This window comes from Paenibacillus sp. FSL R5-0908 (genome assembly GCF_038006245.1).
GTDB lineage: Bacteria > Bacillota > Bacilli > Paenibacillales > Paenibacillaceae > Paenibacillus_AQ > Paenibacillus_AQ odorifer.
Genome location: NZ_JBBOUV010000001.1, coordinates 3,089,214 through 3,116,082, shown reverse-complemented (window position 1 = coordinate 3,116,082; position 26,869 = coordinate 3,089,214). Strand labels below are relative to the sequence as shown.

Genomic DNA, 26,869 nt, shown 5'->3' with positions numbered 1-26,869 from the left:
CGTTAATGATCTACCGATTCAGTAGACTTTTCTATCATACCATAATCACTCGCTTGAGCAGAAGAGGAATTTCTTCGTCCTTTGGGAATAACTAACTTCATTTCCTTCCAGTCTTCCGGAGTCAGCTCTATATCTTCAACCGTTTCACCATCGTGATAGAGCAGCTGTCCGGAAACTCTCCATGGATTTCCGCTTATGCGGGAAGGGATAAAATCTAACATCTGATCTTTTAGTGTAAAACGCACCTTGACTCCCCATCTCAACCCTTGCTCCATCACCTTTTGTGCAGTCGAGCTATGATAATGCCGCCATTCTTTGCTCCAGATCTGCGGTACATTTTCTCCACCGAAGAGAATCTCCTCCTCTTGTTCAGGAGCAATAACCGGCAGGTTAAGAAAAGGATTCCCTTTGGACAGCAATCCTAGTTCTACATTCAGCTCTGGAAGAACATACGTTGCTTCGGGGTTTCCTGTTTCATCAGGAAACCAACACCACCCTTCGTTTGTATCCTCCCCTTGCCCTCCAATGATTCTGGAAGGCGCTAGCCCCGCGGAGTACAGTTCTTTTCGTATCTGTTCCATATATTCCGGGTCCACTATGAAATGTAAAGGACCGATACGTTCAAGATTCTCTTGTAAACGCGGGTGAGCTGCGATAGCAGCTCCATCTGCTTCCGTCTGACAGGTCAAGAGAATTACTTGCGATAATGAGGTACGGCCAATACTTTTTGCCCATTGCTCAAGGGACATTTGAACCACCGAAGGAAGCCCGCCCAGCGCATGCTCGCTTATCCAGGAGATGATGTCATTGGGTAGCATTCCACGCTCAGCTGCAAGTTCCAACCTCTCTTTCGTCAGCCGGAAGCTCCATATCGTATCACTTTGCTGGAGCTCAGCGCAGCCAGCCAGTGTCCATCGTACAGAATAGGGGACCTCCGGTGGAACCAGCACCTCGAAATCCGGCTGCACAATAAACTGTTCCTGTGTATCTCCAGACCCAACAGCAGCGAATGATCCCCTCTCAGCAGATAGCATTGGCTTAGCAGCGGTCCAGCGAAAACACAACATACCCTCAGCGGTTTCTCCCAGTTCACACCAGCCAAAGCCTGTTAAACAACGTAACCAGTTCAAGCTTGATTGTTCAAGCTCATTACGGGCAACGTTACCTGTGAGATTAGAAGCCATCATCCAGTCTAATAGTGCGGGCAGCATTATCCATTTCCCGGGGATAAAATCTGCATTAGAAATTATATAACGAAAATGTTGATCGGCTGGCCCCACACTTCCAGAGCGATTAATTACAATCCCATAAAGAATGTCACTCATCGTCGCTTCAGGAAGCTGCAGCCAACGATCCAACAGCTCCAGATCAAGCGTGTATCCGTCGTTCTGCCTGTGGATAAGTCCAAGACACAGCAGGAGGTCTACCGTCACAATGACAGAAAGAGTTTTCTGTTCCTCTAATTGAGAACCTACGGAGAGCCCTTGCAAATACTCCTCCCCAAAAGAAAGCTGCGCCGCTAAGCGGTTAAGATGCTTTTTATGAATAATCCCCTTGGCTGTCAGCGGCAACCCTTCCGAAGCGGTGAACAGCAAAGCCCGAAACAAATCTATCGCCAGTCCGGCTCCTGCTTCCATGGTAAGACTCACTAAATGCCCGGCAATGAATTGCGGCTGATACGGGAAAAATTCTTGTTCAATTGCCGGCAGCTGATCAACAGGAATCTGGTACAGCTTTTCGCCTAATATTTTATGCCTTGCAGTTAACAGCCCCTCGCGGCGCAATTCGTTCATTGCAAGCTTTTGCTCAGCACGGCAAAGCGCCACAGGGCGCAATCGTTCTTCCTTCCCTTCCTCAAACGGCTGGGCAGCATAAGCTGCACATAATCGCTTTAAGACCTCTAATGCTTCTGTTGACAGCTGGTTCAATGGATGGTTCGCTCCTCTCCACTCGGCATCTTTTTAACGACATATTCATAGCCCTGCTCAGTCAAAAACATCCGGCGTCGCAAAGCGAAATCCTGTTCCCGGCTATCTTCAGATACCAGTGTATAAAAATAAGCTTTATTCTCCCCCGCTTTGGGACGGAGGATTCGACCTAGTCGCTGGGCTTCCTCCTGCCGTGATCCATAAGCTCCCGAGACTTCAATAGCAATTGACGCGTCAGGTAAATTCACCGCGAAATTCGCTACTTTCGACACCACCAGTACCTGTATATCTCCCTCATTAAAAGCCGCATATAGCTCGTCTCTTTCACGCTGCTTCGTTTTGCCGGTAATTAAAGGTGCCCCGATCCTGTCAGCCAGTTCACTTAACTGGTCGAGATATTGTCCAATAACCAGTACCGAAGAACCTGCATGGACCTTTAGAAGCTTGGCCACAATCTCAGCTTTAGCAGGATTGCATGAAGCCATACGAAATTTTTCTTTTGCCGCCGCGTACATATATTCTTGTTTAAGCTCCGGATTCATGGGCACAATGATCTCTACACATTCCACTTCAGCGATCCAGCCCTGCTGCTCCAGCTCCTTCCAAGGCAAATCGTAGCGTTTCGGTCCAATTAAAGAAAACACATCCCCTTCTTTCCCGTCTTCTCTAACCAAAGTGGCTGTAAGCCCCAGCCGACGTGTAGCCTGAATGTCTGCTGTAGCCCGAAATACAGGCGCTGGAAGCAGGTGAACCTCATCATATATAATCAAGCCCCAATTGCGTTCGTTAAACAGCTTCATATGGAGAAACGGACCGTCTTTGGACGAACGATGGGTTAATATTTGATAGGTGGCAATGGTAACTGGCCGCACTTCTCTTTTTTCACCGGAATATTCACCCACTGCCTCCCCAGCCAAATCTGTTCGCTCCAGCAATTCATCCATCCATTGCCTTACGGACGTTGTATTTGAAGTTAAAATCAGAGTTTCACATTGGAGACTTTCAAGTACTGCTACTCCTACAATTGTCTTCCCTGCGCCACAAGGCAGCACCACCACACCGCTTCCCCCTTGTCCTTCTGTCCCTTGAAACAGCTGAACGGCCTCCTGCTGATATTCACGTAAGCCAAATGAATCGTTTGCCGAATCAGCCTTGCAGGTATCGTGATTCTCCTTCCAGGTCAAGCTAAGCGCTTGCCCTTCATGATATCCGGCGTAGTCGAGAACTGGATAACCCAATTTCATCAGCTCTTGTTTTAAAAGTCCTCTGTTCTCCGCAGGGCACGAGCATTCCAGAGGATTTATTCTCAGTAGACCCAACGCTTTTAGACCTTGTTCATCACTCAATTCATCCAAAAGCTCAGGAGCATCCGCTCTTAACATAACGACCTCATTCTGAGTCTCTTGGCCATGAAGAGTCAGCTTTCCATATCTGGACAAAAGAGTTTCGATTTCCTCCTCCAGTCCTGTGGGAACACCCCAGCGTGCAAGGTGATGCAGGCTAGTGATAATCTCCTCAGCAGTATAATTAAGCGCAGCTGCATTCCAAAGAGATAAAGGGGTAATTCGGTAGGTATGGTAAGCAGGAGGACTTTTTATCAGCTCCGCGAAGGTCCCTAGCTTTTTCCTTGCCACCTCAAAATCCGGATGAGCACATTCCAGTAAAATTGTCCGGTCCCTGCGTACGATGCACGCTCCTGATCCATTCATAGCTTTTCCTCCCTAGTGTTCAAGTAATTTAAGCTTGCGCTATGTAATTTTGTTTATTTTCATATAACAGGAAAAAGCCCATCCCCGCATAACGGTCATGAGCTTCCCTATCTGACTATTTAATGTAAATGCTGCTGCGAAATATCATGGAGGGCTTCACCAGCTTCATCCGCAAAAATATCGCGCACAGCCAGATCTCCAATCGACACTACGCCCACCAGCTTCTGGTCACGTGTCACCGCCAGCCTGCGAATTTGCCAGCCAGCCATTAACTCTGCAGCCTCATCTACTGAAGTATTCTCCGAGACGGTCTGAATCTCTTTGCTCATTACAGTTTCCACTGAGGTTGAACCAGGATGTTTAGCCGCATAACCTCTAATCACGAGATCGCGGTCAGTAATTACACCGAGCAGTGTCTTATGTTCTTCATTATCAACAACAGGTATAAATCCAGTGTCATAATCTCGCATTTTCACGGCAACTTCATACACATTATCTTGCAGCGTAACCGTTGCAGGCTCCTTCGTCATAACCTCTTTCACTGTCTTCAAGAATGAACCCTCCTAATCATGGTCTCCATGTTATGGGAATAGGTTCTCCTCTATGAAACGAAATTATACGATTGTGTTCTCACGCATACAGGAATTCGCCATAGCAATGAGCAGCTTCATTCCGTGCAGCATGGCATCTTCGTCAAAATCAAATTTGCTGTGATGATGTGGATAGTCAGCCTCTTTATCCGGATTTCCGGCACCCACAAACATAAAGCAGCCTGGAATCTCCTTAACATAATAGGCAAAATCCTCAGCTGGCATCAGCTTTTCCATCCGAATCACTTCAACAGATTCTCCTAAAGCCGCTGGGGCCACCTCGAAAAACCGCTGCACTTCACCATCGTGATTTACGAGGGGAGGATATCCCATAACGTAATCTATCTTAGCTTCTGCCCCGTAAGCGCTGGCAATAGAAACGGTCATTTCTTCGATTCGCTGGCGTATCAAATGCCGTGTCTCCTCGTCGAATGCCCGCACTGTCCCTGTGATCCGGCATTGCTCGGCAATGACATTCTGGGCGAATCCCCCTTGAATGGTTCCTACACTGAGTACAGCAGGCTCCAGCGGGTTCACAGAGCGGCTTACAATGCTCTGAAGCTGGGTCACCAGCGCCGCTCCCGCCACGATGCTATCAATGGTACGGTTCGGCATGCCGCCGTGTCCGCCTTTGCCAATGATATCTATAAAAAACTCGTCCGCAGACGCCATCAACGGTCCCGGAGCACTCCCTACAGTTCCCATAGGCAATGGAGTCCACAGATGCAGACCATACACCGCATCCGCTCCTTCTAACATGCCTTCGGCAATCATTCCCTGCGCCCCTCCTGGGCATACTTCCTCTGCGGGCTGAAAAAGAAAACGCAGCTCCCCTTCCAGCTCCTCAAGCCGGCTGCTGTAGTAAGAGGCTACACCGAGCAGTATGGAAGTGTGACCATCATGTCCACAGGCATGCATTACCCCTTCATTTTGCGAAACGTAATCCTTCTTGTTCTCCTCTTTAATAGGTAGGGCATCCATGTCCGCACGAAGAACAACGGTTTTCCCCGGCCGCTTTCCCCGTAGTGTGCCAAGCACACCATACCCTGTCTCGCTTCTTCTGACTTCAATTCCGAATTCGGCTAACTTATCTGCTATAAATGCTGACGTTTCCTTTTCATGAAAAGACAACTCCGGATGACGATGCAAATGGCGTCTCCATTCCACGATCTCCGGCATGAGCGAATCAACCGCTAAGCTCTTCAAGTTCTCCATCCCCTTCTCGATAAACCCGCATCCATAGCAAGCGATAGCAGTCCTGTTCACTTTGTTTCAGCCGCGAACGACTATAATTCTTTTATTGTAGCAGAAACGCAAAAAACTGGGTATTGTTAGGCACTGCCTACTCTTGCACAACCTTTAGAAACATACTATCATGAGGTAGAACATCAGCAATCGGATCAGAAATTCATCATTATACTTCATAAGGGGGATATGCGTGCTATGATTTTTGAGAACACGGGCCTCGTAGGATTGAAGAGTGATCTTCTCTATCTGGACGAGAGTGCCACAAAAGCTGGCTTCATCCGCTGGCAATGGGAATACTATCGTGCCACTTACGACTGCAAAATTGAAGACCCACAGGATGGTGGCGAATACTTCCTACGCATTAACACTCGCGCTGTCGAGGGAAAGCTAGAGAAGTCTGATGCCGTACTTGCAATTGAAGCCGTATACTTAGGAAAAGCAACCTTCCCTCATGGCCTGGAATATGAATCTCCGGTGCCAAAACCAGTATTGGACACTGCTGCTAAGCGGATTTTTGAATTAAAGCAGCTGTTAGAGGCTTGAGTAACAGAAAGGGAACGACGAAACAAAATGTCAGCCTGCCCAAAAGAGGAACACCCGATTTCCAACTACTTATCTTAACACTACTACTTGTGGGTTTCGGTCTAGTCATGGTCTTCAGTGCTAGCTCAAGCTTAACCTTAGCAAGCCCGAAGTTCGGTAATGACCCTCTATATTTCATTAAACGCCAAGTGATATGGATCGTACTCGGAACCGTTGTTATGTTTATAGCTATGAACATTCACTACAGTAAGTTTAAGAAGTGGTATGTACCTATTTTTATCATCACCGTTATACTTCTGCTCGTGGTAGCCTTCTCTGAAAAAATTAATGGTGCCAAGAGCTGGCTTAGTATCGGGAAACTTGGAATTCAGCCCACCGAATTAGCCAAAATATCGATTATCCTGTATATCTCAGCACTCATCACCAAAAAAGGTGAACGGTTTAGAGATTTCCGTACAGGATATATCCCTGTAATGGTCATCGTGGGTATTGTTGCCGGACTTATAATGATGCAGCCGGATTTAGGTTCTTGCCTCATTCTCGTAGCTACCAGCGGACTTGTTATTTATGCCGGTGGTGCCAGCATGAAGCATATTCTGGGCTCTATAGCACTGCTAGTGCTGGGTGTAGGACTAGTTATAGGCGCCAAAGCAGCGATTGATTCCTTATCTCCATCCGATAAAGCTACTGACACTCAGGATTATAGAAAAGGTCGTATCGTTGCCTTTTTAGATCCTTATCAGGTTGCTGAGGGTGATGGTTATAACATTATTCAATCCTTAACCGCTCTTGGCCAAGGTGGAGTAAGTGGTTCCGGCTTCGGCAAAAGCATTCAAAAGCTGGACTATCTAAAATACCCTTATACGGACTTTATCTTCCCCGTAATTGGTGAAGAGTTCGGCTTTCTGGGGACCTCCATATTTTTGATGTTATATCTGTATTTTATCTGGCGAGGTATTCTAATCGCTTTAAGGTGTAAGGATCCCTTTGGTACGCTCGTCGGAATTGGGATTATGGGCCTCATAGCCATTCAGGCCTTTGTCAATATCGGCGGTGTAACCAATACAATCCCTCTTACCGGCGTTACCTTGCCGTTTATCAGCTACGGGGGCTCTTCACTCCTTGTCAGCATGCTGTGCATGGGAATTATGCTAAGCATCTCAAGAGAAACCAACCTGCCTGCCAAAGAGGAAGTAACGAAATCTGTAACAACGGTTAGACAGGTTCGTTCCCGGTAAGCTTTATAAAGCCGGAGGTTAGGGAATATACACATAAAAAAGCAGCCCAGGGAATTAACCTTGGACTGCTTTTTTGTGTACAAGTTTTTTAAGAGATTTCATCATTCTTGAAAGCTACGCCTTCAACTTTGACATTTACCTCAACAATATGAAGTCCAGTCATGCTCTCCACAGCTTCACGTACGTTCTGCTGAAGCATCCGGCACACTTCGTGGATCGGTGTTTCATAGAGAACGATAATACGTAGATCTACTGCTGCTTCCAGCTGTCCTACTTCAACGGTAACGCCCTTCTGAACGTTCTTACCGCTTAGACGTTTCGCCCAGCCTTCTGACAGGCCACCAGACATGGCTGCAATTCCCGGAGTCTCCAAGGCAGCCAAACCGGCAATTTTTGAGACGACGTCATTTGAAATTCGTATATTTCCCATTTCCAGTTGAAGTTGTTCTGCCATGCCATATCCCCCCTACACTCATTATCAATTATTGTAATTCCAAAACAGGCTAAAAAGCAAATCACTTTATCGCTTTCTCGTTTACACCTAGGAACAATTTGGGTATATTGATTATGAATTCAATCTAAATACATAGATAGGAGTGTCCTTTACATTGAAAAAATGGATTTCACCATCACTGATGGGTATCACCTTTATCCTTAGTGCAATCGGCCATTATGCCGATTGGGATCATACCCTGCAGTTCATACTCTCAGCAATCGCTGTGGTGTTTGTGGCTGGATTTCTCGGCCGGGCCACTGAAAGTGTAGCTCATTACGCGGGGCAGCGACTGGGCGGTTTCCTTAACGCCACCTTCGGCAATGCTGCTGAGCTAATCATTGCCTTCTTCCTGGTCAAGGAAGGATTGTTCGACATGGTCAAAGCCAGTCTTACCGGTTCTATTATCGGCAACCTGTTGCTTGTTCTAGGATTGAGTATTTTCGCCGGCGGGATGAAGTTCAAAGTTCAGAACTTCAACGTAACCCTTGCCGGAATGAATGGCTCCCTGATGATCGTTGCCGTCATTGCCTTATTTGTTCCCGCTATGTTCTTTACCACCCACTCTATTACGGAGAAGGATACGGATGTGCTCAGTTTAATCGTTGCCGGGCTGCTCATCGCTTCGTACATAGCTTGGCTAATCTTTTCCATGATCACACATAAGAAACATCTAGAGGACGTTACAGAAGAGGGTAAAGAAGAATTAGCTCATGAACATGCCCCTGCTTGGTCCAGAAACAAATCCATCCTTTATCTCGTGCTTGCCACTGTAATGGTAGCCTTCGTGAGTGAGTGGCTGGTAGGAACGTTAGAGACTTTAACAGAACGTTTCGGATTCAGCGAGCTGTTTGTAGGTGCGTTCCTCGTAGCCATCATCGGTAATGCCGCAGAGCATAGTGCAGCCATTATGCTGGCCATGAAGAACAAAATCGGTGCGGCAGTAGAAATTGCGGTTGGAAGCAGTCTGCAAATCGCCCTGTTCGTAGCACCTGTCCTAATCTTCGCCAGTTATTTCATGGGTGATACAATGGACATTGTTTTTACGACCATCGAAATTGTCGCCATCGGTGTAGCTGTCTTTATTGCCAAATCAATTACCCAGGACGGCTCGACTAACTGGTATGAGGGCCTCTTGTTATTAACGGTCTACCTAATTTTAGGAGTCTCCTTCTACCTCGTATAATCATTATTAACCATAGTACACAACAAAAAGCGCACATGAGCGATTCGTCCTCATGTGCGCTTCTATAAATACTTAAGAAACCGATATTTATTCTTCCTTCGCTTTGTTGTTCAAAGCCTCGTAGAGTACTGCTAAGTTACGCTCCAGCTTACTTAGTACCATTTTACCAGTAATTTCTGGGACCAAACCTGCTCTAACCGCAAAATCCACTTCTCTGGAGAAACCGTACATCTGGGTATCCAGCACTTCCTCATAGAGAGGGCAGTAGCGTGTTGCCAGATTCTCCATCTGCACTTCTATAAGTTGCTGAATTTTATCGGCATCTTCTTGTAGAAGATTGATTGCTTTAAGATTATACTGTTCCTGTAATTCCGATGAAGTCATGCCTCTATCCCCCCCATGTCCAAAAGTTAAGCTGCTTTTACTATTTTACTTAATATTAGACGAAATCCGGTATCAATACAACAATTCAGTTTATACTAACCATATATTTAAAAGAACCTGCTGCGTTATCCTATCAAGTTTCATATCTACTTCTAGAAAAAACGCCCCACCGAAAACCGGTAGGACGTTTTTAGCACGACTATTACTCAGCAACAACTGTGAATTTCAAACCGTGTTTTGCAAACACTTCAGTCATTGCCTTCTTAGCTTCTTCAGCATCTGCCCCATGAACATGAAGCTCATAGCTTTGGCTGGATACCAAAGTAGTGAACAAACCAAGGATACTTTTAACATCAATGTACTTGTTGTCCGCTTGAAGAACGATTGAAGAGTTGAACTGGCCTGCCGTTTGGGCAATATCGACAATTGCCGCATTGTTACTGGACATAGAAATCCCTCCGCAACTTGATTATAAAACTTTAGTCTTTTGTTATCATTTCTTATGATACATTGAATCCGCTTACTTGTGCAAGGAGTTTTCTTGTTATTACATTTTATTTCAAGTTTTCAGGATTCAGACCTTCGAGTTCCGGCAACACAAAAATTCCATCCTTACGGATCAATACATCATCAAAATAAATTTCTCCGCCGCCATAATCTGGACGTTGGATCAACACAAGATCCCAGTGAATGGAGGAGCGGTTACCGTTATCTGTAACATCATATGCTTGTCCTGGCGTAAAGTGCAGGCTGCCTGCGATTTTTTCGTCAAAAAGAATATCATTCATCGGGTGAAGAATGTAAGGGTTAAAACCAATAGCGAATTCGCCAATATGACGTGCGCCGTCATCTGAATTCAAAATTTCGTTCAAACGGGCGGAGTCATTGCTGGTGGCTTCAACAATTTTTCCGTTCTCGAATGTAAATTTGATATTTTCAAAGGTCACTCCATTATATACTGACGGTGCATTATAGCTGATCGTTCCATTTACAGAATCGCGAACCGGGGCGCTGTAAACCTCGCCATCCGGAATATTTTTTTGCCCGGAGCATTTCTCTGCACCGATTCCTTTAATCGAGAACTTAAGATCTGTTCCAGCACTCAAAATATGTACCTTATCCGTTCTGCGCATGAGATCAGCTAAAGCATCCTGAGCCTTGTCCATCTTGGCGTAATCCAAATTGCACACTTCGAAATAAAAGTCCTCAAACGCTTCAGTGCTAATATTCGCAAGCTGAGCCATGCTCGCATTCGGATAACGCAGTACTACCCACTTCGTATGCTTCACACGTTGTTCGCTATGCACTGGATGAGAGTACAACGAGTTATACAATTTCATATTTTCTTCAGGAACATCGGACAGATCGTTCACATTCTCACCTGCACGAATCCCGATATAACAATCCATTTGCTTCATCCGGTTCAAGTCAATTTCAGCCCATGTCTGAAGACTCTCACGAGTTGCGTATTTAAGCATGCTGCGCAGGACTGTACGATCTGTTAATTGTACAAAAGCATGACCGCCGGCCTTACCGATTTCCTCTACAACAGCTTTGATTAAATCTCTTTCATTGCCAATCATTTCGACGAGCACGTTCTCGCCTGGCTGGACATTTACGGAATAACCGACTAGGTTAGCTGCCAGCTTTTGAATTCTGGGATCTTTCATTGTGTATTCTTCCTTCCTCTGTCTAAAAAATAAGCAAGCTTTTCTATTGTAGCACGCCCTGTATGGAGCGCAAGACCTGTAGGATAATGTGAAAATCAACGAAAGCCTGAAAAATTCACCTGCGATACATAAGTTTCGTTATCAGATTTATCCCCTGCTTCCGAGTAGGTAACCTTACGATTTAAGGTAAGCTTTCTAGGCAGATTATGTTTTGTATCAACGGTTAAATGGTAGACAGTCTCAACATTAGCTTGTTTCAGCTTTTGCTGTAATTCATTATTTTTCTTCTCCCATAGCTCCACCAAAGCTTGTGTAACCGCCTGATCGCTCTTTGTTATTTTTCCAGCAGAATCTGGTGTTTCAGGTCGAAGGTCTTGCATCTCTTTTTCCAATTCAGCAGTCAGCTGCTTTCTGGCCTCAGCAGGCGTCAGCTCGATCCGCAGCACATTTGTCCCTCTGCCTGCACCCGCATCTTCAGTCACATTAGCCTCCATAGATTGCAGCTCCTCCAGCTGTTTCAACGGATTAAGCAAAGCAAGCGGATTTCCGTCCTCAGAGGAACCTTCAGTGGTCAACGCTACCCATTCCCCCTCTTTTTTCTCTAGCTGACTATGAAAAGCTTTCATAGAAGTAATGCTGCTTTTTAAATCTTTAGCGCTATTTGCTGCTTTTTTAGTGGATGAGGATCTATCAGGAAGCAGTGTATACAGATTGACCTTCTTATGGTCCTGTACTGTGCCTTCGTAAAATATCATGGATTCCGGAACGGTCTTTCCACCTTTTGTAAGCATGGTTGACCCTTTAAAAGTAACCCCGTCGCTGCCCGTTATACCCGCTAACACCAAACTTAGATCTTCCTTGGCTGGTTTGTCTCTAATAACGCTGCAACCGCTGTTGAACACGCAGGACAAGGTGAAGATCATAAGAACTAACCCCTTCAGTAATAATGACTTTCTCACGGTCATCAGGCCTTTCTTGGAGTATTTTACTTTACAGCCCACTATAGGGTTCTCCCTTCCTGCGCGCCTTATACAGATGCAAATACGTTGCTGCTATCGGTTTCCATACATTGCTCTAGGCTTTAGCTTATGCGCGTTCGTCGCTTGCTTTCGAATGTCAGTACATTATCACCTTCAGACTCACGAAGTTACCGCTGCCAGTTGCCGCGCCGTTGAAGCTTTCGGACACAGCTGACCTTAATCGCAGCATTTCCCGATATTTCCCATACAACGGACTCCAGCGCAGCTATTGCACCGAAAAGCCTCAGATATGCCCCTCTTACTAAGCAATAGTGTCTCTGGTGTCCGAAAACATGCTCAAAAGGCGAACATCACGCATATAGCGTCATCTGAGTCCGCAAGCCTCGCAGCATGATAGATACACAGTCGAAGCAGCCAACCAACTATCAAAAACAATGACCAGCGACCTTCCAATTACGGGAGAACCACTGGTCAAATGCCGATGCGCGAATATTACCGCTGCCAGTCGCCACGCCGTTATCTCTATCGGACACAGCTGACCCTTAACGCAGCATTTCCCGATAGTTCCCATACCAACGGACTCCAGCGCAGCTATTGACCTTAAAAACGCACAAAATGAGTCCTTTTCCAAACAATAGCGTCTCTGGTGTCCGAAACCTTGCTGAAAAAGCTAAAATCATGCCAATAACGTCATCTGGGTCCAAATGCATCGCAGCGGCATGTTTGATACACAATCGAAGCAGCCAGCCCATCTGCCAAAACAAAAAAGCAGCGGCTCTCCAATAACGGGAGAACCGCTGCTCTGCTATCATTTTTACTTATGAGGCAATCCCTTCACACCGCTGCCATTCTCTTTAGTGTCAACGATCACTTGGTTACGCCCATTGTTCTTAGCTTTATACAGTGCCATATCTGCTCGATAGAACAGGGATTCGACGCTTACACGTTCGTCCATCCAGCTCCATTCTGCTATACCGCAGGACACTGTTACATTAGGTTCGGTCTCGTTCATCACCCGCTTGCGAATACGCTCAGCTACATTTACTGCCTGCTCTACTCCCATTAAAGGTAAATAAACCGACAGCTCTTCTCCACCCCACCTCGCAGCAATATCCCCTTGACGGATGGAGGACTTCACAATTTCACTGACCTCTTTTAAGATCTTGTCACCCTTTTGATGACCATAGGTATCATTCACCATCTTGAACTGATCGATATCCACAACAATTAAGCAACCGCAAAAATCTGTAGACTGCCGTTCCTTTATTTCTTCGTCCAGATAATGACGAGCATAAAGTCCAGTTAGGCTATCTCTGTTCGCTAAACGTCTAACTTCGGCATGCAGCCTTGCGTTCCCCACAGCTAGTCCAATATGTCCCGCCATCGCTTGAAGCAATCTGTAATTGTCATAAGAGAAATAATGGGCATCACGATGCGCCAACATGATGGCACCACGCACTTCACCACCTACACTTAAAGGTGTGGCAATCAGCGACTGCGACCCGGTAGCATTCATTAAACGAGAAGTAGTATTAGGATTATCTATGTAGTTAGACATGATTAATGATTCCCCAGTAGTATAGACCTTCCCGCCTAAACCTTGTCCTACTTCTAAAATTTCATTTTGCAAGGAGGAATGATTGCAAGCAATAACCTCTAGCCCGCCCTTTTCTTCGTTCATATGTAAAATACAGCAGTAGTCTGCGCCAAACATCTCCAACAGCTCTTCAAACGCAAATTGAAAAATATCTCCTAAGCGCAAGCTTTGATTCAGCCGTTGTGTAAGTTCGTTACTCATACGCAGCTCACGAATGAGCTGATTGGAGCGTTCATACAGCTTGGCATTCTCAAAAGCAGTACCTGCGGTATCCGCCACCATCGAGAGAAACCGTAAATCTACATCCATAAAGATCGAGTTATCCATCACCATGTGGAATACGCCATAAACCCCTTGCTTCCCGCCTAGCGGAAGACCAATTTCTACAATGTGTTGATCTTCAGTATTGGTGTTCAAAGCAACACGGCCGTCTTTGAATGCTCTAGCGCAGACATCATCACTGGACATCTGAAACGGTAAAGGTTTGACCTGCGGATGAGTGCTGCGGTGATCTTGCGACATAAACAGCTCAAGCCTGGCACCAGGGTACATTGCAGAGATGCTATCAATAACCTCCGTAAGCACGGCGTTCACATCAATATTGTCATGCATCCGCTGAACGATCTGAAATAACAAGGAGCGGCGATTACTCTCACGTTCAGCATGTAGATGAACACTCGCAAGATCAGTTACAAAAATATGTTCAAACTTATGATAGAAAATGGTCCGGAACTGCAAAGATATAGCCTCAGCAGTATCTCGTCCACCCATTAAATATTGTTGTGTCGGCATAGCACAGCCCAGGAAGGCAAAAATTTCTTTGTCAACACGTGTGATGAGCGGTATAGTAAAAAAGCTCATATCCTGACCCTGCACCGTAAGTTGAACAGATGAGGTTGCGCCAGAAAGTAAACTAGCTGCAGCCGCTTGCTCCCATTGGTGCCTCCATCGTTCTTGCTGATCGGCAATATTAGCAAAATATCTGCCTTCAAAATTCAGCACACACCAATCCCATGATTTAGCAAATGGTAGAGCCTCTAGCCCATCGATCCATTCCTCGAAGCTGTCTGCAATCAGATTGGCCAAATATGGGAAGTCATGGGACACTATTTCCGTTTCCCTAAGCCAGGCGGTGGGATCTTCGGAATCTCTACTAGCGTGCAATTTGTCCTGTATCAGCATACGACTGTCTTGAGAAGCGTATGCTTTCTGTTCTGACATAACGAAGATCCCCTTTGCTTCTCAATTAAGAAAAAAAACCTTCCCAATTAACATCTAATTAACTATATTTTACTCCCTTTCTTTGTGTATTGCATTATATTTTCCTTATTTCCGGGATTTTTTTTAGGACCAAAGAACTAACGACAAAGAATGACAAAAACTCTTTTAATATGCGCTTGACTTTATATACTACTTTCATATAATATTTATTGTTGAACAAGACTGTAACAAGTCTTACTTGGGCGTAACGTTGTGTCACCCTCACGCATTTCGTTACTGCCAGGGCAGCGGCTGAACTTCCCTGGTAGTGTGGAAGCCAATAATGCTAATCACGGATACGAAATGCGGCGCAAATAGAGCCCTAACCTGAAATTTCAAATATAAAGGAGTCTACTATAACATGGCACGTTACACCGGACCTAAATTCAAACTCAGCCGCCGTCTGGGCATTTCCCTTAGCGGTACAGGCAAAGACCTGAAACGCCCTTTCCCACCAGGACAACACGGCGCTAACCAACGCAGAAAAGTAAGTAACTACGGAATGCAGCTTTTGGAAAAACAAAAACTGCGTCACATGTACGGCTTGGGAGAGAAACAATTCCGTACTCTCTTCGCTAAAGCACAAAAACTTCCAGGTCTTGCGGGCGAAAACTTCATGTTCTTGCTTGAAAGCCGCTTGGACAACCTAGTTTACCGTCTTGGATTTGCTAACTCCCGTGCTGGAGCACGTCAGTTGGTATCCCACGGACACGTAACTGTAAACGGCAAAAAAGTCGACATCGCTTCTTACCGTGTAAGCTTGGGCGACGTTATCGGTCTTCGTGAGAAGAGCCAAGGCATGGCTTCCATTAAAGAAGCTCTTGCTAACCGTAACCACCTTCCAGCTTACCTGGAATATGCTGAAGGATCTTTCGAAGGTAAATATATTCGTTTGCCAGAACGTTCCGAGCTTTCCCAGGATATCGATGAGAAACAAATCGTCGAGTTCTACAACCGTTAATATCTCGCTTTTAGCGGGTATGACCGAAGCCTCCGGATTAATCCGGGGGCTTTTTGTTATGTCAATATCCTAAATTCCATGCCGTTGGTAAAAGGTTTCGCTTCCGCAAATCATCCCCTAAATTACTTTATTTATAATTTTTGCACAAAAGTCGAATCTTAAGACCATGAGAATCAGGTAGAAGCGCATTCAAAAACGCCAATTTATGCTATAATAATTCCGTTAAAAGGAGGAATTATCGTCGATGGCTCAAGAGAACAAGAAAAAAAACGCTAAGAAGCCTTCACCCCGCAGATCCGCCCTAAGCAGGTTCGGTTCTGTAGTTAAGTGGATGTTTATTCTTGGAATAATAGGCGTTCTATTTGCCGGTGGTGCTGTAGCAGGCTATGTCGCTTCCATTGTGAAGGATGAACCTGTTCGCTCCGAAGAAATGATTCAGCAGCAGGTCAGTCAAAATGCGATCACCGGATTCGCTTATTTCCGAGACGGCGCACCGATCGGCCAGCTTCGGACAGAAGAAGACCGAAGGCTCATTGAATTCAACGATATCCCCCAGCTTATTATCGATGCAGTTCTCGCTATAGAGGACAATAATTTTAATGAGCATAATGGCGTGGATTTCAAAGGCACCTTGCGTGCCGTCAAACAAAAGCTTCTCAATGAATCCGTTCAGACCGGAGGCAGTACACTCACCCAGCAGCTCGCAAGACGTGTATTCCTGAATCTGGATCGGACAGAAGATCGCAAAGTAAAAGAAATTCTACTTTCTCTTAGATTGGAACGCTTCTTGACCAAGCAAGAAATATTAACGGCTTATCTGAATAAGGTTCCTTTCGGCAACGGTTCGAATGGCTACAATGTATTCGGAATTAAAGCAGCAGCCAAGGGGATATTCGGTCTAGACGATCTGGACAAATTAAATGTCGCTCAAGCAGCGTATTTGGCTGGTCTTCCGCAGCTCCCTTCCACTTATTCTGCATTTAATGGCATAGGTGAATTCAACGAAAAAGCTTTCAACAGAGCTATGGACCGTCAACATCTTGTACTTCGTCGTATGCTTGAGGAGAATAAGATCACTACCTCTCAATATGATGAAGCCCTTCAATTTGATATCAAGAGTTCTCTGGCGCCGCACACCAAAAAAGCCTATGCTACCTATCCATACCTGATGATGGAGACTGAGCGTAAAGCATCCGAGATCCTTCTATCATTGAATGAAGAGAAAAATGGCACAACGGATGCCAATAGCACTACTGACAATGCCGTGTTACTTGAGGAAGCAAGACAGCAGCTCATGACCGGCGGTTATCGAGTCTACACAACCATTGATAAAAAAGTTTACAATGCAATGCATAGTGTCTCAGAAGACAGCAATAATTTTACTAAAGACAGCAAAACCAAAGGCATGGAACAGACGGCTGGCATGTTAATCGATAACAAAAGCGGAGCCATTCTCGGCATGATTGAGGGTCGCGACTTCAATATTGAGCAGATGAATTATGCTACCCAAATGATCCGTCAGCCCGGATCGACTATGAAGCCAATTTCAGCTTATTTACCAGCCTTAGATGCAGGGCTGATTCAGCCTGCCGGGATTGTGGATGACGCGCCAATTATTCTAAAGGACGGCGGAAAAGGATTCCACATTCCTAAGAATGCTAATAATCGCTATCAAGGTCTGGTCACTGCCCGTTACGCACTTAACAAATCGCTCAACTTGCCTGCGCTTAAGCTGTTTAATGAAAAGGTCGGAATAGAGAAATCTTGGGCCTTTACTAAAAAGCTGGGGATCACCACCCTCACAGATGATGATTACAGCGCGCAGACTGGGGTTATAGGCGGTCTCAAATATGGTGTATCCGTAGAAGAGTTAACCAATGCTTATTCCGCTATCGGTAACCAAGGGGCCTTTAATGATGCCTACATGATTGAGAAAATCGTCAATTCAGAGGGCAAAATTATCTATCAGCACAAGGTTAATCCAGAGCAAGTATTCTCTAAGCAAACAGCTTACCTAATGACAGATATGCTGCGAACTGTAATTACAGAGGGTACAGCCAGCACAGTAAAAAGAGAATACAAACACTCAAAAGAAATTCCGATTGTCGGTAAAACTGGATCTACCCAGAATTATGGAGACGTATGGTTTATGGGCTATACTCCTGATGTCACACTTGGAATGTGGGTCGGCTACAAAGAGCAAATCAACACCCTTACGGGAGACACACAAAAACGTCAAGCCCAAACATTATGGGCAAAAGTGTTGAATGCTGTCATTGATAAGCAGCCGGAACTATTCGTCACAGACAAATTTGCACAACCTGAGGGAATTATCAAAAAGACAGTTTCCGCATATAGCGGCAAACTGCCAACATCCCTGACTGATAAATTCACAACGGATATATTTAATACAAAATATGTGCCAAAAGAGAGCGACGACGGGATTTCCAAAGCCAAGTATATTACTTACAAAGGCGTCAATTATATCCCATTGGAAGGTACTCCAGAGGAGTTCCTAAAGGAAAAAATCGTCGTTAAACGTGAGAAGCCGATACAGGAACTAGTCAAAGAACTCCTGGCTGCCTTCCCTAAGATGAAGGATCATAAATCACTGGAGTATTATATGCCAGCCGATGCCAAGACGGATTTCCCAACAGAAGTTGATCCACGTGTGGACGATGGGGCTTCCCCTGCTGCTCCTGGAAATGTTAACGTCTCTTATAGCACTGGTAAAGCGGTCATCAGCTTCTCCGCTAGCAGCTCGGCAGATGTTGTGGGATACCGCTTATATCGTTCATTAAACGGAGGTTCTTTCCAGAAGCAATCTATACTCATGGCAGATGAGAACAAGGTATTTACGCCGGGTACACCTGCAAGTGCTAATGCTACCTTCTATGTAACCGCCGTAGACGTGGCAGGTAATGAGACGGCTTCTGGCAGCGTTGCTGGAGGGATTACCCCAACACCAGAAGCAACTCCTACACCTGATCAACAACCTGGTACAGAGCCGCCTACAGAGCCTGAGACGACACCAGGAGACATTATTGAGGATCCAGGTAACATTCTCCCGCTACTACCGACGGAAACACCAGCCGGCGGAGGTAACAGTACTGGAGGCAGTAATAATCCCACAGCAGGTAATAATACAGGGACACGTTAACCCGAAGTTCATTAAATAATTTCACACAGCAAAACACCGTTCCCATGAATTCATCCGGGAACGGTGTTTTTTCACAATTCATTCTAATCCTCAATCGTGGATAGATCTCCTGTCGGTAGATGCAGCTCCCATGCCTTCAGTACACGCCGCATGATTTTACCTGATCGTGTCTTCGGAAGTTTATCCTTAAACTCGATTTCCCGCGGGGCAGCATGTGCAGACAGACCCGCTTTGACAAAAGCGGCGATCTCCTCTTTCAAGGCAGCAGTTGGAGTATAACCTTCTCTAAGCGAAATAAAAGCCTTAATAATCTCCCCCCGCACAAGATCCGGTTTGCCGATTACACCCGCTTCTGCCACTGCCGGATGCTCCACTAATTTGCTCTCCACTTCAAATGGACCAATACGCTCACCAGAAGAGTTGATAACATCATCAATTCGTCCCTGAAACCAGAAGTATCCTTCGTCATCCATATAAGCTGAGTCGCCAGAAATGTACCAGCCAGGAATCCGGAAATATTCCTCATACTTTGTCTGATTGTTCCAGATCGTTTTCATCATGGATGGCCACGGAGTTTTTATCGCAAGATTCCCCATAGAAAAAGGCGGGAGAACATTTCCACGATCATCCAGAATCGCTGCTTCAATCCCCGGTAACGGACGCCCCATCGAGCCTGGTTTGATATCCATTGACGGATAATTACAAATCAATTGTGCCCCTGTTTCAGTCATCCACCAAGTATCATGAATACGCTGATTGTAAAATTTATCTCCCCACCGCACCACTTCCGGATTTAACGGTTCACCAACCGATAGAACATGGCGCAAACTGCTTAAATCAATCCCCTGTAAAGAGTGCTCCCCTGCACCCATCAACATACGAAAAGCTGTAGGTGCGCTGTACCAAACAGATACCTTATTCCGTTCGATTGTCTTATACCAATCCTGAGGACTAAAGCGGCCGCCTCTGACTACATTGGTCACCCCATTTAACCAAGGGGCAAATATCCCATATGAAGTTCCGGTCACCCAGCCAGGATCTGCCGTACACCAGTATATATCGTCTTGACGTAGATCTAGCACTACTCTACCTGTATAATAATGTTGAATCATTGCTCTATGCACGTGATAAACGCCCTTGGGCTTGCCTGTAGAACCAGATGTATAGTGCATAATAAGGCCATCGTCCAAATCAAGCCATTCTAAATTAAGATCAGCAGAAACGTTAGCCATCTCTTCTGCGAACCCTAAGTTTCCTTGCTCAATATCAGTTGCTCCACCTACTAGAAAAATATGACGCAGCTCAGGAAGCTCTTCTCGCTTGACCCGATGCAGCAATTCTGGCGTAGTTACCAGCGCAACAGCCCCACTATCCTCCAAACGATCTTTAACTGCTGTTTCCATAAAGGCTTCGAATAAGGGTCCTGCTATGGCTCCGATTTTGAGAATACCTAGCAGACTGAAATACAGTTCCGGTTGGCGAGGCATAAAAATAAATACCCTATCTCCTTTACCGATGCCATATTTACGCAATACATTTCCGAACCGGTTCGACCGCTCCTGCAGATCGGCAAATGTATAGGATTCTTCCCGTACAGTGTCACTGTAGAGTAGGGCCGTTGCCGCTCCCCGCCCTTCATCAACATGGCGATCAACGGCTTCATAAGCCATATTAACCTTGCCGGTTTCATACCATGAGAAATTACGTTCAACATCCTCCCACTCAAAATTGGCTACTGCCTCCGCATAATCAGACATATTGGAGCTCTGCACACGACCCGGCAAAATTTCGCTATGGACTTGACCCATCACTCTTGCCTCCCTCACTCGTTTGATTTAAGCTTTAAGGGTAAGACTCATGTTTTAAATAATGATGTCAATGCAATGAATGTGAATTTTTTATGTCTGAATCAGTATACCATAGCAAGCGTTTACATACCATTTTTTTGATCTGAAAGGAGCACTGTCATGGAGCATCGCAAAATCCCTATTTCCCATACTCTCTCCTATATGGGTAGAACGATAACTGTGAGCGGACCCCGATCTCCCGAGGACCTTGAAGCCCTGCATATGCATCAAGACCTAGATGCTTTCCGCAGGCCATTAGAGCAGCAAGAGGCGCTCGTAGAGATCGCCAGCTTGCCAGAAGGCCGTATAATTACCGCAGTAGAGAATGACGTTATAGTAGGCTATGTGACCTTCCATTATCCAGATGAAATGGAGTTATGGTCACAGGGTGGGATGGAGGATCTTATTGAGCTTGGAGCGATAGAGGTGAGTAATGATTATAGAGGGGCCGGACTAGGCCGGCTGCTGATTTCTACTGCTTTTGAGCGGGAGCAATTGGAGAATTGTATTGTTTTTACAACAGAGTATTACTGGCACTGGGATTTAAAAGGCAGTGGGCTGGACGTATGGGCCTATCGCCAAATGATGGAACGGCTGATGAAGACGGTTAATATGGTTTGGTATGCTACGGATGATCCAGAAATTTGTTCACATCCCGCTAACTGCCTAATGGTTCGTATTGGACAAGAGGTGCCCATGTCCTCCCAGGAGACCTTTGACAGAGTACGTTTTAGACAACGCTTCATGTATTGAGCATTAAATATGCTGCAGCATAAATTCTAATATGGAATGCGAGCGTTGTGAAGATTGTACTGTAAATTCCCTGAAATTCACCTCAGCTGATCCATCAGACTTATCTGACATGGAGCGAATGATGACAAAGGGCGTGGCGTTCATATGACAAACTTGGGCAACCGCCGCCCCTTCCATTTCCACACAAGCTCCATCCATTTGCTCTCTTAATTCAGCTACAATCTCCGCACTAGAAATGAATTGATCACCAGATAACACCTTGCCAATCAAGTACTTTTGACCTAGCTCATTGCATGCCTTCTCAGCAAGCTGTACTAGCGCAGGGTCTGCCTGGAAGACGGAAGTCTCCTGATAAGGAATTTCGCCTTTTGCGAACCCAAGCCTCGTAGCATCGATGTCATGTTGTACACATGTAGATGATATAACAATATCTCCAATATTCAATTCGGGATGTACTGCTCCAGCAACCCCCGTAAACAGCACACGGGATACGCCAAAATTATCAATTAGAATCTGAGTCGTAACTGCTGCATTTACTTTACCTACGCCAGATTTACAGAGCACTACGGATTTGCCTAATATGTTTCCTATGTAATATTGTATTCCTGCTTTAACTTTTGTCCGCTTGTCCTCCATACCCTCTAGAAGCAGCTTGATTTCTTCATCCATCGCTCCGATTAATCCGATGATTTCACTCACAGTAAATACCTCCCTTGATGATTTATTTAGCAAATAAAAACATAAAAAGCTCCATAAGGAGCTTTTTACGGAATAACTGTTCAGTTCTTAAATTACTTATTCAGATGATTAACCGACAAGCGGAGAATCGTTTCATGAGGCAGGATAACCCGCGGATTCTCAACGGTTTCTTTCTTCATAAGCTTGGTCAAAAGTCTCATCGCAACCGCGCCTAAATCGTACATAGGCTGAGCTACAGTTGTCAGCAAAGGACGAACCATCGAAGCCATACGAATGTTATCCACACTAATAATGGAGAAATCATCCGGTACCTTCAGACCTTCATCTTGAATACTGTGAATGGCGCCAATAGCCATTTCATCCGTTGCCGCAAAAATAGCGGTTGGTTTCTTCTTGAGTCCAAGGAAATACTTCATTGCTTCTACACCAGATTCATAGCGGTAGTTACCGATGCGTACCAAATCCTCTTGGTACTCGATTCCTGCCTGTTCCAGTGCTTTCTTGTAACCATGGAAACGTGCATATCCATTTGCAGGATCCTGCAGTGTGCCACTGATCATAGCAATCTCACGATGACCGTGACGAATCAATGTGTTCACAGCATCAAAAGCAGCGGTTTCATGATCGATGTCAACGGAAGGATAAGTTCCCTTCTCATCCCGTGTAGCACATAGAACAATCGGAACTGCAGAAGTCTGGAAAGCTTGAATATGTTCGTCAGTTACTGTACCCCCCATGAAGAGCAGACCATCGACCTGTTTCTCCAAAAGGGTATTAATGACACGAATTTCTTTCTCTTTACGCTTATCCGCGTTACACAATATGATATTGTAATGATACATGTTCGCGATATCTTCAATCCCGCGTGCAATTTCTGCAAAAATCGAGTTTGAAATATCAGGGATGACAACCCCAACGGTTGTCGTTTTCTTACTGGCAAGACCTCTTGCCACGGCATTGGGACGATATCCCAAACGTTCAATCGCTTCAAAAACTTTCTTCCGGGTCTGCGGTTTCACGTTAGGGTTATTATTCACAACCCGTGATACCGTAGCCATAGATACGCCTGCTTCTCGAGCTACATCGTAAATGGTTACCGTCAAATTACTCTCTCCATTGCGATAAATTTTATCGTTCGACTAATTAAAAATATGATACGACACTTTGTACATTTGTGCAATGATAACGCTTCATTTTCCTTTCAAAATTTCTTTCAAGGCTGAAAACGTCACCCTGGATTAAAATTGTGACCAGTGCTGGTTAACCTGTCCAAGAGCATCAATAATGTAACTTCTATCTATCGTAACAAAAAGTGAGTGAAAAATCCAACATTCCGTGAAAAATTTTCATTATTTTCACACAATTTTTTTATAATCTTCATTTTCAGTCATTTGGAAGGTTAATTGAGACAATCTTCGACTAGTTTCTTCCATCCAATGCTGGTCTGACAGCTTCTCAGCTAAACGATAAATATCGAGAAGCATATCGACCCGGCTCTGAATCCTCTCTCGGATTATCGTCTCTAGTTCTGATATTCCCCCTATTATAGTTTCTGACAAGGATTCTTTTAATACACTGGCCAATTCATTTCTCTCCGTAAACAAAAAATCTTTTCCCGGATCATCTCCACTGAGTTCTTTTACTACTTTGCCTAGATCTGCTTTAATAAACTGCAAAGGTTCATAACTAGCGCATTCTGGGCAGGTATAGACAGGAACATGCGTAATCTTCATCTTCGTATTAAAAATCAAAGAATGCATATGTAAGTTCATGAGGCCACCACAACTGCACAACTTCTCCATCAAATTATCTTTATACATCTTCTACACCTCTTGCACAAAATTAATAAAGTACAAAGTTTGACTTTTCAACTTCTATATTCGACTCCACTCGATTAAAACCCTCCTTTATTGCATATAATGATTAAATTGGCAATTTGTCTATATTTTACATCCCTAAAGATGACTTCATATTTTAAATTTGATAGAATAATGAAAGAATCATGGGAATAGAAAGGAGCTTAACTAAATGAGACTAGCCGGTAAAAAGGTCATAGCACTCGTAGACGATGAATTTGAAGATTTGGAGCTCTGGTATCCCGTGTATCGGGTGAGAGAAGAAGGTGCCGAGGTTCACTTGGCAGGTCTGGAAAAAGATAAGACATACATCGGTAAATATGGCGTACCTGCTAAAGCAGATTACTCCTGGGACGAGCTTAATGCCGCAGATTATGATGGGATTTTGGTTCCAGGCGGCTGGGCTCCTGATAAAATCCGTAGATACAGTGCCGTTCTAAAGCTCGTACAGGATTTTAATGCAGCGAAAAAACCGATTGGGCAGATCTGCCATGCAGGCTGGGTATTAATTTCTGCTAAAATTCTGGAAGGTGTAACCGTCACCTCTACGCTAGGCATCCGTGATGACATGGAGAATGCCGGAGCCATCTGGAAGGATGAGGCTGTAGTTACGGATGGACATATCATTTCCGCTCGCCGCCCGCCAGATCTTCCGCCATACGGTAAAGCCTTTTGCGATGCACTCGCTGGGGAATAAACAGTAGGAATTTAGTTTAAAATCAAACAAGCCCTGTTTCTCACAATTTGAGGAACAGGGCTTTTGATTTGAGGCTTTAAAATCCAGATGGTTATCTGATCCGCACAGAATCCGCCTCCATGATCATATTGGGATAATTTGTAAACCTAAAAGTCAAAGGTTGAGGCAGCTTTTCTTTGCCTACGTTAAGAAAATAAGTTATTGTAGTTCCCTTAGCGTCCTCACGGTATTCTCTATATCTAGAATAACCCTCAGAATCATGGACAAGCCAATGTCCGCTTCCAGCGCTATCCACAAAATTATCGTCTATCCCAAAACCAGTTGCTTCATGCAACTCCTCAACTTTTTTAGGAATCATTAAATCCAATACTATAATCCCCTTCTCCTCGTCCGCGGTCCGTTTAGAAATCGTGAGATAGTTATCCGGTGCCTTTAAAATCTGTTGTGTTTCCGTATTAATCACAAGTTCGACCTCCGATTGATCTAGAGCAGAGATTCCCTCAACTTCAAGTTTGACTGGATCATCAGGTCTCATATTGTCATTGTGGTAAATATTCGAACCACTTGCCCACATTAGTTCCTCTTGATGATCCCCTTTTCCGAGGACAAGCTTAGGTGAAAGCAAACTAAAAATCCTCATTGTATTCTCTCTGCCAAAGGTTTCCCGCATATAAATACCCGTAGGTCCAATATAAACCTGGTCCATTATAATTTTCTGTCCGCCGATAGACAGACTATCCTTCAGATCAACGAGCTCTCCTTGAAAATAATTGTTATCAGCTTCCAGTGGAATTTTGACATCCATTTCTTTTATATCCTTGTTATTAAAAACTTGACCAAGAGCATCTGGAAAAAGCGATAATGTGATATTCAACTCTTCTGGTATCTCATCCTGATATTTATCCCAGACGATTTGCTCATACATACGAGTCGTCCCAGGGAACCCAACCTCTTGTGCATTAGAAGTGCTAAACCCGCTGTATCCACTAAGGTGGTATTTATCCTCTGGTGTCTTTTTCAAAGACAAGCCAAAAAGCCGCATCTTCTGATCCGTATTGTTCTGGATTGTATATAGCACAGCAATGCCTCTTCGGTCTGCAAGGATTCCATTAACAGTCCATGTTATCCCGTCCACCTCAGGAGAAGAGATATTTACCTGCTTCATCATCCCCGCATCAAGTGCTGATTTAATCGTCAGATTATTAGTAATAACGGGTCTAAACACTTCAAGCTGACCCCAGCTTTTTGGAGGTAATTGCGCACGTACGGGATTTATCATCTGATTTGCCCAAGGCACAATTATAAGTAAGGCGAATGTCAAGACCACCAATACAACAACAGCGTACCTTTTTCTAAAAGACAAACGTGTACGGTTCCCTTGCTGCATCCCCTTGCGGATCGCGGTGTCCAGTTTTACATCCAGAATTTCTTCTGCCTCCGCATCGATTTTCTGAAAATAATCCTTAAGCAGTTTTTCTTCAGATTCAGCCATAAAACAGCTCCCCCTTCCGCTTCATTTTGTCACGCAGTTGTTTTAATCCTTTATTCAGCCATGTCTTCACTGTACCCTCTGGTTTATCCAGCACCTCTGCAATCTCAGCAAGGGTCATATCCTTGTAATATTTGAGCACCAGCACTTGGCGATACTTGGGTTTCACTCCATCCAGCGCTTGTTCCATGTCCAGTCTGCGGTCACTTTTCATCTCCATGATCCCCTCATCACTTCGAGCAGCTTCTGGGACTGTATTCCTCTTTCGGCGCTTCAGCTCATCATTACAGCAATTAATCAAAATACGTGTTAACCAAGGAGCGAATCGCTCTGCGTCTTTTAAGCTTTTTCGTTTAATCCATGCGCGGCAGGTTGCCTCCTGCAAAACCTCCAGCGAATCCGCTTCATTTCGCAAATAGCTGTAGGCAATGCTATAAAGTTTTCTTTTCTGTCCAGCCACTTGCTCATAAAACAGCTCTTCATCCGTAGCGGCCATTTCCATTTCGTCATTAATAATGTGATCCATTATCGGCCTGCCTCCCCCCTTGCCTTTATTCCTAAATCAGTTCTGTGTAACTCTC

At 44.9% G+C, this 26,869-nt stretch carries 24 protein-coding genes; 7 read left to right on the top strand and 17 right to left on the bottom strand.

Annotated features, from left to right (window positions below; genetic code table 11):
- Positions 1-2: 2 nt before the first annotated feature.
- The 4 genes from MKZ09_RS13840 to MKZ09_RS13825 form a co-directional block, all read right to left on the bottom strand.
- On the bottom strand, positions 3-1,928 hold the full coding sequence (locus MKZ09_RS13840) for a helicase-associated domain-containing protein (protein WP_076202488.1): 1,926 nt from the start codon (positions 1,926-1,928) through the stop codon (positions 3-5).
- Positions 1,925-3,637: a DNA repair helicase XPB gene (locus MKZ09_RS13835; protein ID WP_076202485.1), complete on the bottom strand. Its 1,713-nt coding sequence runs from the start codon at positions 3,635-3,637 to the stop codon at positions 1,925-1,927. Before MKZ09_RS13835 ends, MKZ09_RS13840 begins: the two co-directional genes overlap by 4 nt.
- A 119-nt stretch (positions 3,638-3,756) precedes the next feature.
- Positions 3,757-4,188, bottom strand: coding sequence for a CBS domain-containing protein (locus MKZ09_RS13830; RefSeq protein WP_076136123.1), 432 nt, complete (start codon positions 4,186-4,188; stop codon positions 3,757-3,759).
- A 63-nt stretch (positions 4,189-4,251) separates the two neighbouring features.
- Complete coding sequence (locus MKZ09_RS13825) at positions 4,252-5,442, bottom strand: M20 family metallopeptidase (protein ID WP_076136121.1); 1,191 nt, start codon at positions 5,440-5,442, stop codon at positions 4,252-4,254.
- A 228-nt stretch (positions 5,443-5,670) separates the two neighbouring features.
- On the opposite strand from MKZ09_RS13825, the gene MKZ09_RS13820 reads away from it, so the two are divergent.
- Both MKZ09_RS13820 and ftsW read left to right on the top strand, forming a co-directional pair.
- A complete protein-coding gene (locus tag MKZ09_RS13820; protein ID WP_076202482.1) occupies positions 5,671-6,018 on the top strand; it encodes a YugN family protein in 348 nt (115 codons plus the stop codon).
- Entirely contained in the window at positions 6,015-7,256 is a 1,242-nt protein-coding gene (gene ftsW / locus MKZ09_RS13815; protein WP_081389035.1) for a putative lipid II flippase FtsW, read from the top strand. Before MKZ09_RS13820 ends, ftsW begins: the two co-directional genes overlap by 4 nt.
- Before the next feature lie 88 nt (positions 7,257-7,344).
- On the opposite strand, the gene MKZ09_RS13810 is transcribed toward ftsW, so the two are convergent.
- On the bottom strand, positions 7,345-7,710 hold the full coding sequence (locus MKZ09_RS13810) for an Asp23/Gls24 family envelope stress response protein (RefSeq protein WP_019911482.1): 366 nt from the start codon (positions 7,708-7,710) through the stop codon (positions 7,345-7,347).
- A 154-nt stretch (positions 7,711-7,864) separates the two neighbouring features.
- On the opposite strand from MKZ09_RS13810, the gene cax reads away from it, so the two are divergent.
- Positions 7,865-8,935: a calcium/proton exchanger gene (cax, locus tag MKZ09_RS13805; RefSeq protein WP_038570286.1), complete on the top strand. Its 1,071-nt coding sequence runs from the start codon at positions 7,865-7,867 to the stop codon at positions 8,933-8,935.
- 87 nt (positions 8,936-9,022) lie between these two features.
- Here cax and MKZ09_RS13800 read toward each other — a convergent pair whose 3' ends face one another.
- The 6 genes from MKZ09_RS13800 to MKZ09_RS13775 form a co-directional block, all read right to left on the bottom strand.
- Positions 9,023-9,319 (bottom strand): YlaN family protein, encoded by a 297-nt coding sequence (locus MKZ09_RS13800; RefSeq protein WP_036686156.1) that lies wholly within the window; start codon positions 9,317-9,319, stop codon positions 9,023-9,025.
- Positions 9,320-9,521: 202 nt separating this feature from the next.
- Entirely contained in the window at positions 9,522-9,767 is a 246-nt protein-coding gene (locus MKZ09_RS13795) for an HPr family phosphocarrier protein (RefSeq protein ID WP_036686154.1), read from the bottom strand.
- A gap of 106 nt (positions 9,768-9,873) precedes the next feature.
- The gene (locus tag MKZ09_RS13790; protein ID WP_076136119.1) at positions 9,874-10,989 is read right to left on the bottom strand and encodes an aminopeptidase; all 1,116 of its coding nucleotides are present in this window, start codon (positions 10,987-10,989) and stop codon (positions 9,874-9,876) included.
- Positions 10,990-11,084: 95 nt separating this feature from the next.
- Complete coding sequence (locus MKZ09_RS13785) at positions 11,085-11,990, bottom strand: hypothetical protein (protein ID WP_076202479.1); 906 nt, start codon at positions 11,988-11,990, stop codon at positions 11,085-11,087.
- 521 nt (positions 11,991-12,511) lie between these two features.
- The gene (locus MKZ09_RS13780; RefSeq protein WP_143767297.1) at positions 12,512-12,733 is read right to left on the bottom strand and encodes a hypothetical protein; all 222 of its coding nucleotides are present in this window, start codon (positions 12,731-12,733) and stop codon (positions 12,512-12,514) included.
- Positions 12,734-12,783: 50 nt separating this feature from the next.
- Positions 12,784-14,787 carry a sensor domain-containing diguanylate cyclase gene (locus MKZ09_RS13775; protein ID WP_076202473.1) on the bottom strand — a complete coding sequence of 668 codons (2,004 nt, stop codon included), beginning with the start codon at positions 14,785-14,787 and terminating at the stop codon, positions 12,784-12,786.
- A 400-nt stretch (positions 14,788-15,187) separates the two neighbouring features.
- On the opposite strand from MKZ09_RS13775, the gene rpsD reads away from it, so the two are divergent.
- Together rpsD and MKZ09_RS13765 are read left to right on the top strand one after the other, a co-directional pair.
- Entirely contained in the window at positions 15,188-15,787 is a 600-nt protein-coding gene (gene rpsD, locus MKZ09_RS13770; RefSeq protein WP_036686147.1) for a 30S ribosomal protein S4, read from the top strand.
- 244 nt (positions 15,788-16,031) lie between these two features.
- A complete protein-coding gene (locus MKZ09_RS13765) occupies positions 16,032-18,947 on the top strand; it encodes a transglycosylase domain-containing protein (protein ID WP_076136111.1) in 2,916 nt (971 codons plus the stop codon).
- A gap of 83 nt (positions 18,948-19,030) precedes the next feature.
- Here the strand turns inward: MKZ09_RS13765 and acsA are convergent, their stop codons facing one another.
- A complete protein-coding gene (gene acsA, locus MKZ09_RS13760) occupies positions 19,031-20,755 on the bottom strand; it encodes an acetate--CoA ligase (RefSeq protein ID WP_076129125.1) in 1,725 nt (574 codons plus the stop codon).
- 159 nt (positions 20,756-20,914) lie between these two features.
- On the opposite strand from acsA, the gene MKZ09_RS13755 reads away from it, so the two are divergent.
- Positions 20,915-21,547, top strand: a complete 633-nt coding sequence (locus tag MKZ09_RS13755; RefSeq protein ID WP_076136110.1) for a GNAT family N-acetyltransferase — start codon at positions 20,915-20,917, stop codon at positions 21,545-21,547.
- Between the two features lie 3 nt (positions 21,548-21,550).
- Here MKZ09_RS13755 and MKZ09_RS13750 read toward each other — a convergent pair whose 3' ends face one another.
- From MKZ09_RS13750 to MKZ09_RS13740, 3 genes are all read right to left on the bottom strand, one after another.
- The gene (locus MKZ09_RS13750; protein WP_076136108.1) at positions 21,551-22,246 is read right to left on the bottom strand and encodes a 5'-methylthioadenosine/adenosylhomocysteine nucleosidase; all 696 of its coding nucleotides are present in this window, start codon (positions 22,244-22,246) and stop codon (positions 21,551-21,553) included.
- A 92-nt stretch (positions 22,247-22,338) separates the two neighbouring features.
- Positions 22,339-23,349: a catabolite control protein A gene (gene ccpA, locus MKZ09_RS13745; RefSeq protein ID WP_036686140.1), complete on the bottom strand. Its 1,011-nt coding sequence runs from the start codon at positions 23,347-23,349 to the stop codon at positions 22,339-22,341.
- 252 nt (positions 23,350-23,601) lie between these two features.
- Positions 23,602-24,066: a hypothetical protein gene (locus MKZ09_RS13740; RefSeq protein ID WP_076136106.1), complete on the bottom strand. Its 465-nt coding sequence runs from the start codon at positions 24,064-24,066 to the stop codon at positions 23,602-23,604.
- 208 nt (positions 24,067-24,274) lie between these two features.
- Between MKZ09_RS13740 and MKZ09_RS13735 the strand changes: the two genes are divergently transcribed.
- Positions 24,275-24,799 carry a type 1 glutamine amidotransferase domain-containing protein gene (locus MKZ09_RS13735; protein WP_076136104.1) on the top strand — a complete coding sequence of 175 codons (525 nt, stop codon included), beginning with the start codon at positions 24,275-24,277 and terminating at the stop codon, positions 24,797-24,799.
- Between the two features lie 91 nt (positions 24,800-24,890).
- On the opposite strand, the gene MKZ09_RS13730 is transcribed toward MKZ09_RS13735, so the two are convergent.
- The gene (locus MKZ09_RS13730; protein ID WP_076136102.1) at positions 24,891-26,291 is read right to left on the bottom strand and encodes a DUF4179 domain-containing protein; all 1,401 of its coding nucleotides are present in this window, start codon (positions 26,289-26,291) and stop codon (positions 24,891-24,893) included.
- Complete coding sequence (locus tag MKZ09_RS13725) at positions 26,284-26,814, bottom strand: sigma-70 family RNA polymerase sigma factor (protein WP_111503630.1); 531 nt, start codon at positions 26,812-26,814, stop codon at positions 26,284-26,286. Before MKZ09_RS13725 ends, MKZ09_RS13730 begins: the two co-directional genes overlap by 8 nt.
- Positions 26,815-26,869 lie beyond the last annotated feature (55 nt).

What these genes read in the sequence shown, in the direction of transcription:
- MKZ09_RS13835 (WP_076202485.1), bottom strand. Translation starts at nt 3,637, where the DNA reads ATGAATGGATCAGGAGCGTGCATCGTACGCAGGGACCGGACAATTTTA.
- MKZ09_RS13825 (WP_076136121.1), bottom strand. Translation starts at nt 5,442, where the DNA reads ATGGAGAACTTGAAGAGCTTAGCGGTTGATTCGCTCATGCCGGAGATC.
- MKZ09_RS13820 (WP_076202482.1), top strand. Translation starts at nt 5,671, where the DNA reads ATGATTTTTGAGAACACGGGCCTCGTAGGATTGAAGAGTGATCTTCTC.
- MKZ09_RS13810 (WP_019911482.1), bottom strand. Translation starts at nt 7,710, where the DNA reads ATGGCAGAACAACTTCAACTGGAAATGGGAAATATACGAATTTCAAAT.
- MKZ09_RS13800 (WP_036686156.1), bottom strand. Translation starts at nt 9,319, where the DNA reads ATGACTTCATCGGAATTACAGGAACAGTATAATCTTAAAGCAATCAAT.
- MKZ09_RS13795 (WP_036686154.1), bottom strand. Translation starts at nt 9,767, where the DNA reads ATGTCCAGTAACAATGCGGCAATTGTCGATATTGCCCAAACGGCAGGC.
- MKZ09_RS13790 (WP_076136119.1), bottom strand. Translation starts at nt 10,989, where the DNA reads ATGAAAGATCCCAGAATTCAAAAGCTGGCAGCTAACCTAGTCGGTTAT.
- MKZ09_RS13775 (WP_076202473.1), bottom strand. Translation starts at nt 14,787, where the DNA reads ATGTCAGAACAGAAAGCATACGCTTCTCAAGACAGTCGTATGCTGATA.
- rpsD (WP_036686147.1), top strand. Translation starts at nt 15,188, where the DNA reads ATGGCACGTTACACCGGACCTAAATTCAAACTCAGCCGCCGTCTGGGC.
- MKZ09_RS13765 (WP_076136111.1), top strand. Translation starts at nt 16,032, where the DNA reads ATGGCTCAAGAGAACAAGAAAAAAAACGCTAAGAAGCCTTCACCCCGC.
- acsA (WP_076129125.1), bottom strand. Translation starts at nt 20,755, where the DNA reads ATGGGTCAAGTCCATAGCGAAATTTTGCCGGGTCGTGTGCAGAGCTCC.
- MKZ09_RS13755 (WP_076136110.1), top strand. Translation starts at nt 20,915, where the DNA reads ATGGAGCATCGCAAAATCCCTATTTCCCATACTCTCTCCTATATGGGT.
- MKZ09_RS13740 (WP_076136106.1), bottom strand. Translation starts at nt 24,066, where the DNA reads ATGTATAAAGATAATTTGATGGAGAAGTTGTGCAGTTGTGGTGGCCTC.
- MKZ09_RS13735 (WP_076136104.1), top strand. Translation starts at nt 24,275, where the DNA reads ATGAGACTAGCCGGTAAAAAGGTCATAGCACTCGTAGACGATGAATTT.
- MKZ09_RS13730 (WP_076136102.1), bottom strand. Translation starts at nt 26,291, where the DNA reads ATGGCTGAATCTGAAGAAAAACTGCTTAAGGATTATTTTCAGAAAATC.
- MKZ09_RS13725 (WP_111503630.1), bottom strand. Translation starts at nt 26,814, where the DNA reads ATGGATCACATTATTAATGACGAAATGGAAATGGCCGCTACGGATGAA.